Origin of the sequence: Xanthomonas sp. D-36-1, from assembly GCF_017746155.1 — a bacterium.
Classification (GTDB): Bacteria; Pseudomonadota; Gammaproteobacteria; order Xanthomonadales; family Xanthomonadaceae; genus Xanthomonas; species Xanthomonas cissicola.
Genome location: NZ_JAGHWR010000025.1, coordinates 15,746 through 28,046 on the forward strand (window position 1 = coordinate 15,746; position 12,301 = coordinate 28,046).

The 12,301-nt window shown below is 65.1% G+C and carries 11 protein-coding genes; 5 read left to right on the top strand and 6 right to left on the bottom strand.

All coding sequences use genetic code 11. The features are described 5' to 3' along the window. Positions 1 to 29: 29 nt before the first annotated feature. The 3 genes from J7367_RS07545 to J7367_RS07555 all read right to left on the bottom strand — a co-directional run bounded on the left by J7367_RS07545 (position 30) and on the right by J7367_RS07555 (position 2,084). Entirely contained in the window at positions 30 to 452 is a 423-nt protein-coding gene (locus J7367_RS07545; RefSeq protein WP_057659309.1) for a hypothetical protein, read from the bottom strand. Positions 453 to 480: 28 nt separating this feature from the next. Continuing rightward, complete coding sequence (locus tag J7367_RS07550; RefSeq protein ID WP_057659364.1) at positions 481 to 951, bottom strand: YiiD C-terminal domain-containing protein; 471 nt, start codon at positions 949 to 951, stop codon at positions 481 to 483. A 323-nt stretch (positions 952 to 1,274) separates the two neighbouring features. After that, the gene (locus J7367_RS07555) at positions 1,275 to 2,084 is read right to left on the bottom strand and encodes a glycosyltransferase family 25 protein (protein WP_057659311.1); all 810 of its coding nucleotides are present in this window, start codon (positions 2,082 to 2,084) and stop codon (positions 1,275 to 1,277) included. 203 nt (positions 2,085 to 2,287) lie between these two features. Here J7367_RS07555 and J7367_RS07560 point away from each other — a divergent pair, with 203 nt between their 5' ends. The 3 genes from J7367_RS07560 (at position 2,288) to J7367_RS07570 (ending at position 5,413) form a co-directional block, all read left to right on the top strand. Further along, positions 2,288 to 3,085 carry a uroporphyrinogen-III synthase gene (locus J7367_RS07560; RefSeq protein ID WP_209028914.1) on the top strand — a complete coding sequence of 266 codons (798 nt, stop codon included), beginning with the start codon at positions 2,288 to 2,290 and terminating at the stop codon, positions 3,083 to 3,085. 103 nt (positions 3,086 to 3,188) lie between these two features. Next, the gene (locus tag J7367_RS07565; RefSeq protein ID WP_057659315.1) at positions 3,189 to 4,151 is read left to right on the top strand and encodes a uroporphyrinogen-III C-methyltransferase; all 963 of its coding nucleotides are present in this window, start codon (positions 3,189 to 3,191) and stop codon (positions 4,149 to 4,151) included. Next, entirely contained in the window at positions 4,148 to 5,413 is a 1,266-nt protein-coding gene (locus J7367_RS07570) for a heme biosynthesis HemY N-terminal domain-containing protein (RefSeq protein WP_057659316.1), read from the top strand. Before J7367_RS07565 ends, J7367_RS07570 begins: the two co-directional genes overlap by 4 nt. Positions 5,414 to 5,628: 215 nt before the next feature. Here J7367_RS07570 and J7367_RS07575 read toward each other — a convergent pair whose 3' ends face one another. After that, positions 5,629 to 6,924 carry an acetyl-CoA C-acetyltransferase gene (locus J7367_RS07575; protein WP_057659317.1) on the bottom strand — a complete coding sequence of 432 codons (1,296 nt, stop codon included), beginning with the start codon at positions 6,922 to 6,924 and terminating at the stop codon, positions 5,629 to 5,631. A gap of 88 nt (positions 6,925 to 7,012) precedes the next feature. On the opposite strand from J7367_RS07575, the gene J7367_RS07580 reads away from it, so the two are divergent. Both J7367_RS07580 and xopAG read left to right on the top strand, forming a co-directional pair. Beyond that, positions 7,013 to 7,897 (top strand): hypothetical protein, encoded by an 885-nt coding sequence (locus tag J7367_RS07580; protein WP_057659320.1) that lies wholly within the window; start codon positions 7,013 to 7,015, stop codon positions 7,895 to 7,897. 1,186 nt (positions 7,898 to 9,083) lie between these two features. Further along, entirely contained in the window at positions 9,084 to 10,619 is a 1,536-nt protein-coding gene (gene xopAG / locus J7367_RS22480; protein ID WP_280514368.1) for a XopAG/AvrGf1 family type III secretion system effector, read from the top strand. Positions 10,620 to 10,749: 130 nt separating this feature from the next. On the opposite strand, the gene J7367_RS07590 is transcribed toward xopAG, so the two are convergent. Both J7367_RS07590 and J7367_RS07595 read right to left on the bottom strand, forming a co-directional pair. Next, positions 10,750 to 11,397 carry a superoxide dismutase family protein gene (locus tag J7367_RS07590; protein ID WP_057659324.1) on the bottom strand — a complete coding sequence of 216 codons (648 nt, stop codon included), beginning with the start codon at positions 11,395 to 11,397 and terminating at the stop codon, positions 10,750 to 10,752. 48 nt (positions 11,398 to 11,445) lie between these two features. Then, a complete protein-coding gene (locus J7367_RS07595; RefSeq protein ID WP_057659326.1) occupies positions 11,446 to 12,048 on the bottom strand; it encodes a superoxide dismutase family protein in 603 nt (200 codons plus the stop codon). Positions 12,049 to 12,301: the final 253 nt, after the last annotated feature.

Genomic DNA, 12,301 nt, shown 5'->3' on the forward strand with positions numbered 1-12,301 from the left:
GCACGCGACGCCCGGGGCGCAGGGGCAGGCTACTGGCCCTTCCACAGGTCGGGCAGGCCGCTGGCCAGCCACCAGCGCTTCTGCTCGGGATTCCAGCGCCAGATCTCGATGCTGCGCACCAGCCGTTCGGTCTGGGTATTGCGGTTGATCACCCGCAACTCGACCTCGCGCCGCAGGTCGCCATTGGGGTCTTGGCCCACGCGCACCTCGCGGTAGCCGGAAATCTGCACCTGCTCGTAGCGCGAACGTTCCAGGTCGCTGAGCGGATGCGCCTGGGCATAGGCCGGCTCGACGAAGCCCAGCGCGGCGTCGAAATCATTCCAGCGCACGGCGGCCGTGTAAGCGGCCTGAGTGGTTTCCAGCGCACGCGCCTGGGCACGGCTGCCGGCATTGGCCACCCCGCTCAGCAGTGCCAGCCCAAGCAGCACGATCGTTGTAATGACTGCACGCATGCGTATTCCCCCGGATCCAGCCGGCATCCTACCGTTTTGGGAACGCCACGAAGCGCCCGCTCAACGTGGCCGCGGCGGCACCGGAACCCAGCGCGATCTGCGCGCGCATCCCGATGCGCGCCTTGCCGCGCTGCCGGAACGTCGCCAGAAAGGCCTCCCAGCTCCCCAGCTCGGACGGCTCGGCATTGGCGACCAGGTCTTCGTACACCGGCGCGACATAGCGCAGCTGGCTGTCGGCGACGTAGACATCGGCGTGGTGCCCGGCCAATTGCAGCTGCAGGGTCGGCCACCCCCAGCTGGCCAGCGTCATGAGCGAAGCCAGGCTGCCGCCGAATGCATTGGCCTTGTCGTTGACGTTGGCCTGCAGCGGCGCCCGCAGGCGCAACGCACCATCGTGCAAACCGTCGACAGCGATGCCCATCGACAGGACCGGCGGCATGGCGATGAACTGCTGCTGCAGCGACTGCAGGGCGGATGCGAGCGTGCACGAAGGAGTCATCGGCAAAGGCTGGAAGACGGCGAAGGGCGGCATCATGCCGCAATGTTCTGCGAGCGTCTTGTGCACCTGCATGACATGCGGTGCCGCATGGTGAATGTAGTCATCGCCACGTGCGATGTGCGGGCCGGCATCGCTCTGGTTGCGTGCAGCAAACGTATCGACGCTTGGCCCAGCCCGGATCACGCGCTCGGTCAGCAAGCGGTGTCCGCCACGATGCCTGCCGGTGGCGTTGCAGATAGCGCGCCACGCATAAAACCGCCAGCCAACGACCGCGTGACCGCCAGGCAGAACCGACACCTGCGCGCGCCGGTGTGTTTGCCGCGCTACGGCGCAAAGACCACCTTGCGATAGCCCTGCGCCACCCGCAACAGCGCGGTGGCCCTGGTTTTCCAATGCGTACTGCGCTGCTTTTGCGCGTGCGTCAGCGGCGCATCGATCGTGCTGGTAAACACGATGTTTTCCGCTGCTGCATGGAAGAACTTGTCCTGGATACACGCAGCCGGCGAGAGTTGATAGGTGGACAGCTGGTGCGCCACTGGCGACTCGTTCCACCCGAACAAAAAGATATCGGCCATGGTGTGCCAGCGCGCCTTTGCAGCCAGCAGCAATCGCGCCGCATCCCTGCTGATGATCAGCGCGCCGGCGCACACCGGCCAGCAATGCTGATACGTCGATGGCCGCACCAGGCGCAGTTGGCGCCCGGCGACATCCGCCACTTTGGCATCGAGCTTGATGCGGTTGTAGGACGGCTCCAGCCGCACGATGCTGTTGCCGCCGGGCAGCCAATCGGTGCTGCGCAACAGCGCCGGCAGCGCATCGGACAGATGCATGTCGTCTTCGAAAATCGCCGTATAGGCGTCGTCGGAATCGGCCGCAATGCGCCACGCTGCCTGATGACTGAGAAAGCAGCCGATATTGGACGCTGTCCACTTGCGCGGGCCGGTGCTGAAGGCATCGCCCGACCCTTCCAGTGGACGCTCGCGTACGAAGTCGGCGATCTGCTCGTCCGTCAACGTGGCGCCATCGATGGCAGCAATGCGCTCGAACGGCAGGCCCAGCGCATCCAAGCGCGCCGACATGGCCCGCAGCCGGTCGCCGCTGCGCTGCATATTGATAAGGTAGGACTTGATCACTTCGCCGCTCCAGCACGGTTGTCGGCCAGGATCGTGACCGGATTCCCAACGGTTGCAAGAGGTTCTGGATCGAGTCGAAGGGCGCCAGTCAGGGTGCTAAAACATCGCTCCGGCGGCCGGCACTTCGTCACCGATTCGCACTGGCACCCCTGGATGCGGCGACATTGCGCCGCAGGTGACCGGCGCTCTCGCATAATCACGCCATGACCGGCCTTGCCCATTCCGATGCTGCCTGGACCCTGATCTCGCTGCGCCCCAGCGGTGAACATGCGCCGCTACGGCGGGCAGTTGCGCGGCATGGCGGACGGGTACTTGCGCTGTCGCCATGGCGCTTGCAGACCCATGACACCGCACAAGCGCGAGACGCGTTGCGGCACGCGCTGGCAGCACCGATTGCGATTTTCACCAGCCCGGCGGCAGTGCAGGCGGCGCATCGTCTGGCGCCGCTGCAGCGCCCGCCGCAGGCGCACTGGGTCAGCGTGGGCGACGGCACTGCGCGCGCATTGCACGCCTGCGGCATCGACACCGTCGTGCGGCCGGCGCGCATGGACAGCGAGGGCCTGCTTGCGCTGCCGTTGCTGCAGGCGCCGCTACAGGCCGTCGGGCTGATCACCGCCCCCGGCGGACGCGGCATGCTGGCGCCAACGCTGCAGCAGCGCGGCGCGCGCATCGTGCGTGCCGATGTCTATCAACGCGTCCCGCTGCGCTTGCGCGCCTCGGCCATCCAGGCGTTGTCGCTTGCACTGCCGTGCAGCGTGCTGGCGCTTAGCAGCGCCGAAGCGCTGACGCTGGTTCTGCGACAGCTGCCTGCCGAACTGGTCGCTGCGTGGCAACAGCGTCCGGTAGTGGCCTCCAGCGATCGTATGCTCGGAGCCGCACATGCAGCCGGCTTCGTACATGGCATGCGCGCAGAAGGCCCGTTGCCGCTGCAGCTCGCCGCTGCTGCTGCTGCTGCTGCTGCTGCTGAGGCGGCGATCATGACACCACCGCGACCTTGCTGAACTGCGAACTCAAGCACAGCTTGCCGCCGTCCGGCGCTGCACGCCATGCTGTGTGCGATGACTGCGGCGCCTGCGCCGGTCGTGACTGCCCGAGGATGTCCGAATGACCGAAATGCCCGCTCCTGCGCGACGCTTTCCCTTGGCATGGCTGCTGCTTGTCGTGGCCGTGGCGGCCGTCGGTGTGGCGCTGTTGCTGGGCTGGCGCGCGTGGCAGAACTATCAGGCCACGCAGGCGCAGCAGCAACGGTGGGACGGCACCCAGCAAATGCTGGAGACGCTGCGCCGCGATCAGCGCCTGGCCAACGAGCGTCTGCAGGACGCGGCGGCCACCAACCGCGTCCTGCGCGACGAGATGCTGGGCCTGAGTCAGCGCAGCGCATTGCTCGAAGACAGCGTGCAAAAGCTGGCCGACCCCAACCGTCATGGCGCACAGGCGCTGCGCCTGGATGAAGTGGAGCTGCTGCTGCGGCTTGGCCAGCAGCGTCTGAGCATCGCCGGCGATGCCGATGGCGCGCGGCGCGCCTATGCGCTGGCCAACGGCGCACTCAACGGCATCGACGACCCCGGCTACCTCAATCTGCGTCAGGCATTGGTGCAGGAACGCGATGCGCTGGAGCGTCTCGGGGATGGCCCGCAGGCGGAGGCCGGCAAGAATCTAGACGCCTTGGCCGCCGAGTTGCAGCGCCTGCCGGAACAGACCGCGCAGGCCAGCGACGCGGCGCAACCGTGGTGGCAAAAGGCGCTGGCGCCGCTGGTGGACATCCGCCCCAGCCGCGGCGACGCCTTGCTTACCGGCGGCGACCGGCATGCTGCGCGCGATGCAGTGCAGATCGAAATCAGCCTGGCCCGCGCGGCCGCGGAACGTGGCGATGCCGCCGGTTTTACGCAATCGCTGCGCCGCGTGGAGACCTGGACCACCCGGCTCTGGCCGGATTCGCCGCAACGTCGTCAGCTGCGTGCGCGCTTGCGCAGCCTGCAACAAGCGCCACTGCGTCCGCGCCTGCCGGAACTGGGCACCACCCTGCTGCAACTGCAGGCCATGCGTGAAGGGAGATCCACCCAATGAAAGTGTTGCGTACCGTCTTGATTCTGCTGGTTGCCGTGGCGCTTGGCGTGCTCGGCGCACAGTGGCTATCGCACCAGAACAGTTACGACCTGGGCAACGTCGTTGTCAGCGTGGGGGGTAACGACTATCACGCCGCCATGCCGCAGGCGCTGCTGATCCTGCTGATCGCCTTGCTGGTGCTGTGGCTGCTATGGACGTTGATCAGCCTGCCGTTCCGCGTGTGGGGCAAGTACCGCCGCAACAAGGGCCGTGCGCGTTTGATCGAAGGTCTGCGCGCTGCCGATCATGGCCAATGGCAACGCGCCGAGCGGCTGCTGGTCAGTGCCAGCGAAGACGCCGAGGTCAGCGGCATTGCCCTGGCCAGCGCGGTGCGCGTGGCCGATGCGCGCGGCGACGATGCGGCGGCCACGGCGCTTGCAAAGCAACTGGCCGAGCGCGACCCGACAGGATATGCGCTGTTGCAAGGCGAGCGGCACCTGGCGCGCCAGCGCCCGGTCGAGGCAATCAATGCACTGGATAGCGCCAACGCGCAGCCGTTGCCGGCACGCGGCCTGCTGTTGCGCACCCACGCCCTGGCACAGATCGGTCGCGCCGACGAAGCCTATGGCCAGCTCGGTGCGCTGCGTCAGCAGGCGGTCTTGGCGCCCGATGCCTACAGCACGCTGGAAGCGACGCTGGCCGAGCAGACCCTGTTGCAGGCCAGCGATGCCAATGCACTGGCCGAGCGCTGGGAAGCGTTGCCCAAAGCATTACGCACCACGCCGGCAGTGGTGGGCGCCTATGCGCAACGTGCGGCGGTGCTGCATTGGGACGATGCCGCCGTGCACAGCCTGGAGCAGGCGCTGGACGCGCAATGGGACGAATCGCTGGTGCGCCTGTACGGCGTGCTGCCGCTGGAAAAATACGATTCGCGCCGCGCCAGCGCGCAGCGCTGGCTTACCCAATATCCCGACAGCCCAGGGCTGTTGCTGACACTGGCGCGGCTCGCGCGTCACCAACAGCAGTGGTCGCAGGCCGAGGAATTCCTGCATCGTGCCATCGCAGGCGGCGCCGGCAGCGAGGCCTGGGAAGAACTGGGACACGGTTTTGCCGCCTCCGGCGACCTGCTGTCGGCACAGCATTGCTATGCCAATGCCTTGCGCGCCGCACGCGGCGAACCGGTGCAGGACGTCATGCCACAGCAGTCGTTGCGCGGGCCGGTAGTGACCACGTACGACCCCGCGCCAATCGATCCGCACGCAGCGGACGATCGCATCCTGTAGTGGAGACAGCGGCGGTATGCGATGTGCGTACCGCCGATTGCACTCCCAAGAACACGGCGAATGCTCGCCAAGTGGGCATCTACTTCATCGAAGAAGTTGACGGTGCGCTGTTGCCACGCGCAGCGATGGTATGAAGGAGAAAGGATTCGCAACGGCGGCGACTGCGCCTGCGAATCCCGGGTCACCCATGCCCAATCCCGTACCGCGCAGCGGCATCAGCGCTCGACGATGGCCACCACGCCCATGCCGCCGGCGGTGCAGATCGAAATCAATGCACGACCGCCGCCGCGTTCTTCCAGCTGTTTGGCAGCGGTGGCCACCACGCGTGCGCCAGTGGCGGCGAATGGATGGCCGGTGGCCAGCGACGAGCCCAGCGGATTGATCTTGTCCGGATCGATGCGACCCAGCGGCGCATCCAGCCCGAGGCGATTGCGGCAGTAATCCTCGCTTTCCCAGGCGCGCAGCGTGCACAGCACCTGCGCGGCGAAGGCCTCGTGGATTTCGTAGATATCGAAGTCCTGCAGGGTCAGGCCCTGGCGCGCCAGCATCTGCGGCACCGCGATGGTGGGCGCCATCAGCAGGCCTTCGCCATGCACGAAATCCACTGCCGCCACCTGCGCATCGCGCAGGTAGGCCATCGGCGTGTGGCCATGCGCCAGCGCCCAGGCTTCGCTGGAGAGCAGCACCGCGGCGGCGCCATCGGTGAGCGGGGTGGAGTTGGCGGCGGTGAGCGTGCCGCGGCCGGATGTCTTGTCGAATGCCGGGCGCAAGGTCACGAGTTTTTCCAGCGAGGTGTCGGCGCGCAGGATGTTGTCGCGCGAGACGCCGCGGAATGGCGCGATCAGGCTGTCGAAGAAGCCGCGCTCATAGGCAGCGGCCAGCTTGTGGTGCGAGGCCACCGCCCATTCGTCCTGCGAATCGCGCGAGATGTTCCATTCCTTGGCCATGTCTTCGCAATGGTCGCCCATGCTCTTGCCGGTGCGCGGCTCGGCCACGCCGGGGAATTCGGGCTTGAGCTCGGCCAGCTTGAAGCCGCGCAGCAGCGCCCTGAGCTTGTCGCCGGTGGCCTTGGCGCGATTGGCGGCCAGCAGCCGGGCGCGCAACTTCTTGCCGTACACGATCGGCACTTCGGAGGTGGTGTCAGAGCCGCCGCCGATGCCCGAGTCAATCTGCCCCAGCGCGATCTTGTTGGCGATGGTGATGACCGAATCCAGGCTGGTGCCGCAGGCGCGCTGCAGGGTGATGCCCGGCGTCAGCGGCGACAGACCCGACGACAGCGCCGCCTCCCGCGCCAGGTTCCAGTCCGCGGAGTGCTTGATCACCGCGCCCATCGCCACTTCGCCCAACTGCTGCCCATGCAACCCGAAGCGCTCGACCAACGCGCCCAGCGTGCGCACCGACATGCCCAGGTTGCCCACATCCGCATACGCGGTGTTCTGACGACAGAACGGGATACGAACGCCGCCCAGAATGGCGACGGGACGGGCTGCGGGCATCGGTTGACCTGGCATGGAGGACTCGGGGACATGGCCTGCACAGGGCCGGCAGGCATAATGGCCGCAGTGTAGCTTCGACCCCGTGATGGGCCAACCGCGAATCATGAGCAAGACCGAACAAAGCGTCACCGCCATGGGTGTGCTGGCGCTGGAATTGACCGGCGGAAGCGCCCCCGAGCGCGGCGCCTTGGTGCCGGCGCAGGCCGGCATGCTGGCCGAACGCATCGGCCGCGACCTGGCGCAATGGATCCCGGAAGTCCGCGATCTGGAATTGAGCGTGGCATTGGCGCATTTCGATCCGGCCGAGGTACTGCGACCGGGCTGGCCGCTGCACCGGCGCCTGGAAGAGCTGCAGGCGCGTGCGCCAGGGCGCGACCAGGGCCCGCGGGTGCTGGCCTTCGGTGCCGACGCGCAAGGCGAGATTCCGCTGCCGTTCCAGGCCGATGCGCAACTGGTCGGCGGTGGGTTGCGCGTGCTGCCGTTCGTGCTTTCCGGCGACCCGCAGACGGTTGCCACCGTGGCCGATGCGATGGAAGAGGTGCTACTGGCCCAAGGCATGGCGCAGGCCGATACCGCGTTGCTGGCGCAGGAAAGCTTCGGCGCCCGCATCGAGCATGCGCGGTATCTCACCGCCAACGATCTGGCGGCGATGATGTCGATGCAGTACGACAATCAGGGCCTGGCGCCGCTGTGGCCGCTGATCGAAGCCGCACTGCTGGCACCGCACACCGAAGAATGGCTGGAGCAGCCCCCCGAACCGGTATTGCGCTACACCGAAGGCGAAGTGCGCATCGCCCTGTTCGACCCGGCAGGCTGGTGCGATTACTACGCGCACGACCGCGAAGACTGCGAACGCCTGCGCGGGGTGTACGAGCACTATCTGGCACGCCAGCGGCAGATGGCCGCGGTGCTGGAAGCGCACGGGCTACCTGTGCTTTACGTGCATATCGAGCCGGGCCAGGATCCGCGGCAGGCGCTGGCGGCCTAACCAATGCGCACTGCCTGCCCGACCTGCACGGTCGCGCCTGGCGGCAGCACCGCTTCTACCGTCACGCGACGGCATAGTTCCGCCGTATGACGACAGGCAGCGCGCTTATCCGCTGGCGTGGGCACCGAAACATCGCCGGCATGTGAAGCGCACCTGTAGGCCCGCGGCGTTGCAGCCAAAACCCGCATCTACCTCCCGGTGGCGGTAGGCACCTGTCTTTCTGCGGCCCCTGCCAGCATCTCATCGACTGACCACCGCTGGCTCCGGTCGGATCACCTAGGCCTGTGCATCGTTGACGTTCGTGCTTTTCGACTTGCCGTATCAGGCGTTTTGCACTCGGTCGGGCATCCGGGCGTAGACGGCGTAGAGAACCGCGCTGTGGTCGGTTACATGCCGTTCGGAATGGACACCGCTCAGGCGGGTGCTGTTCCGGGGCTTGCTAACGAGACGCAGCGTCGTCTTCATCCCATACGGCTCTCCCCCGACTGCACCAACGTCGGCTGATACGGCGCGATCAGCGCCAGGAAGGGCCTGCCATGTCACAACCTGATCCATCTGTGCCAAGAACACCTCGCGCCGCGTGCGCGCATGGTGTACTCCGCGCCTCCAAAGAAAGCTGCATCGCCATCTTCCGATTCGGCTCAGTGTGTCTTTTTTGCAAGCGTCTGATGGGAGTTGTAATTATTCAAGCCTTCCCGAGTCAACGTGATGCGGACACGCTTACACCAAACCGAAATGCATCGGTCCGCCTGGTGCGATCGCCGAGCTTTCGCACAGCCACTCGTTTGTGACATCGCTTTTTCGCATTCGAGATGCAGACAGCTCAGGCCTTCAGGAAAATAGGTCGTTAATCCGGTAGCAGTGGAATACACGGCGTTATATGTACATTTACGTTCTTGTCATCCCGATGGCTTGTCGCTCCGGATCGCTGGTGACTCACCACGGTCGATGAGTGCCGCCAGCTCAGGCACGCACAGTCAACACAGCCTCACCGCGGACTGATAGCAATCTTCCATGTGATACCCGCAGAGTCGATCGATATGTCGTCGGTAACGCGCGGCCATGCTTTTCATAGGCCCTATTCCATTCGTCCATCAGCACTTCGCCTAGTCAACAAGCTCCGATGGCTCCGAGCATGCATTCGGCGGCGTCGCCGGTTTCTGTCCTGCACTTGAGAGATACATCCATGCGCACCAAAGCCCAACTCCCATTGACTGCCATTCAACGGTTTCTTGCCCATGATGCAGCGTCAACGCAGCCCCCCTCTGCGTCGGCATCCACATCGCTCCACAAAAATGAGACCGCAGGCTTGCTGGCAGCCTTGCCAGCGCGAAACGCCAGGCAAGGAGCGCAGAGGAAGTCCGGCGAAAAAGAAGGCGCACGCCAAAACAACGGGGGCCGGGGCGGACAATGGGCATCTCGGGCGGCCAAGTACGCCCTGGGCATCGCCGGTGCTGGCTATGTTGCAGACAATTTCTTTCTGTCCACGACATCGCTGGTCGATGGCAAAGGCGGCTTTACCAGTAATGATCGTTTGGATAAAGGATGCGCAAAGGCCGAGACGTATTACGCCCGGTACCACAGTGCCACTGAGGAGGAGCGTGCATCCCATAGCCGCCCCTTTGTACCGATCAGAACGTGCGGTTCCAACCAGTTCGCCACCATGACCGATTACCGCGCGGCGACCAAGGTCTATGTCGGTCATCTTTTCGACAGCCAAGCCGCGCGGGAATCGCTTCTCACCAACTTCGCTTGCCTCAAGGGGGAGCGGATCAAGCGGGAGTGCATTACCAAGTATGCACCTGAGCAAATGCCAGCGGATCCGGACCTGAGCAAGAGCGAGCTGTACGACAGGAAAAACAAGTACTCGTTGGTTGGCGTGCCCAACGTCCAAACCGGAGCAAGTGGATATACCTCACGCTCGATCACCCGGCCCTTCATCAACCGCGGCATGCAGCACTTCAAACAGGCCTCACAGAGCGACAAGGCACTGTCCCTGAAGCAGTGCATGCAATCGTTTGAACGGGCACTGGAGGACACTGACAAGCTTGGTAAGCAAGCACAGCACGCCGCCGGCCAGGCAATATTGAATTTCCGGCAAGTCTATGCAGCCGACGAGCATTGGGGTCACCCGGAGAAAATCATCATGAAGACCCTGATCGCCAACGGACTGCTATCGCAAGAGCAAACCGACAGGATCGATGCGACCCTGATGTTCGAAGATCCCTCCATCAGTGTCCTGAAAAGAAATACCAGCATCGCCGGACCGTTACTGCAAAAGCTGGAAACGAAGATTCAGTCAAGACGTCTGCAGGATCAACCTGAAACGCTTGCAGACTTCATGAAAATGGCTAAGCAGAAGAACATGGAAGGCCTGCCGATCGCGCACTTCAAACTCAACGCAGAAGGCACCGGCTTTGAAGACTGCTCTGGCCTGGGCGACTCGTTCACTAGTGCAAATGCCGTTGCATGCATCAACCATGCACGCTTGATGAGCGGAGAGCCGCGCCTTTCGAAAGAGGATGTCGGTGTCGTGGTTGCCTGCCTCAATGCTGTATACGACGATGCCAGCAGCATCCGGCACTCGCTTCATGAAATCGCACGCGGATGCTTCGTGGGTGCCGGCTACACCACCGAAGACGCCGATGCATTCTATGAGCAGATTTGCAAGGATGCTGCACAGGCATTCTATGCAGGAAAGTCGATGACCAGCAGCGACTAGGGCGAGTTAATCGCCCCCCTGCCTTACCTCATCGCGCTGACGTGACTCAGCGCCGGGTGAGCATTCAACAAATTTGATCTGCGATTGAAGCGTTGCGCCGCAGCCTGGACCATGGCGCAACGCAGCGCGCTTACTTGGTCGCCGCCTGCGCGTTGTCGGTGGTGATCACGCCGCAGGCCAGGCGGCCGCCCGCGTTGCCGGTGGGCTGGGTTTTGTAGTCGTCTGCGTCGGCATGCACGATCACCGCGTGGCCGGCGATATCGAACTGGTCGGCCTTGCCCAGATTGACGTTGCTGGAGACCGGGCCGTCGATGGTGGCGTTACCCTGCGCGTCGGCGGTGATGTTGGGCATGTCGCCGCCGTGGTGCGGGTCGGCGCTGATATTGCCGTGATCGGACTGGGACGGGTTGAAATGGCCGCCGGCGCTGCTGCCGTCCGGTGCGCTGCAATCGCCCTTTTCGTGGATATGGAAGCCATGCTCGGTATTGGGCTTGAGGCCGCTGAGCTGGCCGGTGACGCGCAGCGCGCCGTCGACGGTCTTGAACGTCACCGTGCCTTTGACGTCATTGCCCTTGGTCGGCTTGAGCTCGGCGGTCGCGGTGGTGGTGGCTGCCGCTTCGGTGACCATGGAGGCGGCGTGTTCGCCACCGTGCGCCGCTGCGGCCGGCGTGCTGGCCTGCGGTGCGGGTGCCGGCTCGGCCGGCGCTGGTTCATCGCGCTTGCACGCAGTCAGCACCAGGGCGGTGGCCAGAAACAAGGTGGTCGGAACAATGCGCATGGAGTACTCCTGAAGAAAGGCCGCAACTGCAGCCGTTGATGCCCCGACTCAGGGCTGCGAAGGGGGCGTGCCCCATTGGGTGACGCGAATGACGCCACAGGCCAGGCGCGCACCGGCATTGCCGCTGGGCTGGCTGCGATAGTCGTCGGGGTCGGCATGCACGATCAGCGACTTGCCGATCACGTCGGTCGGGGCGCCATCGCCCAGACTGATGCCGGACAGAATCATGTCCAGATGCGCCACGCCTTCGGCGTCTGCACGGAGATTGTCCATGTCGCCCAGATGATGCGCGCCGCCACCGGCACGCCCGTGCGGCGAACCGGCCGGGTTGAAATGCGCGCCGGCGCTGCTGGCGTCGGCTGCGCTGCAATCGCCGCGTTCGTGCACATGGAATCCGGACACGGCGCCCGGACGCAAGCCGCCGATGGTGCCGGTGAGGCGAATGCCTTGCAGCGCCGGCACCAGCACTACCCGACCGCTGACCAGGCTGCCCGAGGCAGATGCCAGCGCCGCCTCGGCTTGCTGCACCGGGCGCGCAGGCACTACCCGCGCTGCTGGCGGCGGAGGCGCCTTGGGCGGCGGCGGCGTGCTGCTGCAGGCGGCCAGCGCCAGCGCGGTGAGGGCAACGATCGTGGGCGACCGGTAACGCATCGAGCAGTTCTCCTGATCAGGCTGGAAACCTATGCGGGTGCATGTTCACGTGTCATGAAATGCACTTGGGACAGCCCACGAGTTTACGGGCTAGGTGTCGCTGGCCGGAGATGCGCAAACGTGCTCGCACCGCCCCTGTCCCGCAGCCGGGAGAGGAACTCGACTGCAAAGCGCGATGCCCGCCCTGCCCGACCGTCTTGCCTTCTCCCGCGTGCGAGGGAAGCTGCTCGAAGGACGGATGGCGGCGTCGCGC

Bases quoted from the DNA above. Each gene is read 5' to 3' on its own strand.
- J7367_RS07545 (WP_057659309.1), bottom strand. From the start codon at position 452: ATGCGTGCAGTCATTACAACGATCGTGCTGCTTGGGCTGGCACTGCTG.
- J7367_RS07550 (WP_057659364.1), bottom strand. From the start codon at position 951: ATGACTCCTTCGTGCACGCTCGCATCCGCCCTGCAGTCGCTGCAGCAG.
- J7367_RS07560 (WP_209028914.1), top strand. From the start codon at position 2,288: ATGACCGGCCTTGCCCATTCCGATGCTGCCTGGACCCTGATCTCGCTG.
- J7367_RS07565 (WP_057659315.1), top strand. From the start codon at position 3,189: ATGACCGAAATGCCCGCTCCTGCGCGACGCTTTCCCTTGGCATGGCTG.
- J7367_RS07570 (WP_057659316.1), top strand. From the start codon at position 4,148: ATGAAAGTGTTGCGTACCGTCTTGATTCTGCTGGTTGCCGTGGCGCTT.
- J7367_RS07575 (WP_057659317.1), bottom strand. From the start codon at position 6,924: ATGCCAGGTCAACCGATGCCCGCAGCCCGTCCCGTCGCCATTCTGGGC.
- J7367_RS07580 (WP_057659320.1), top strand. From the start codon at position 7,013: ATGAGCAAGACCGAACAAAGCGTCACCGCCATGGGTGTGCTGGCGCTG.
- xopAG (WP_280514368.1), top strand. From the start codon at position 9,084: ATGCGCACCAAAGCCCAACTCCCATTGACTGCCATTCAACGGTTTCTT.
- J7367_RS07590 (WP_057659324.1), bottom strand. From the start codon at position 11,397: ATGCGCATTGTTCCGACCACCTTGTTTCTGGCCACCGCCCTGGTGCTG.
- J7367_RS07595 (WP_057659326.1), bottom strand. From the start codon at position 12,048: ATGCGTTACCGGTCGCCCACGATCGTTGCCCTCACCGCGCTGGCGCTG.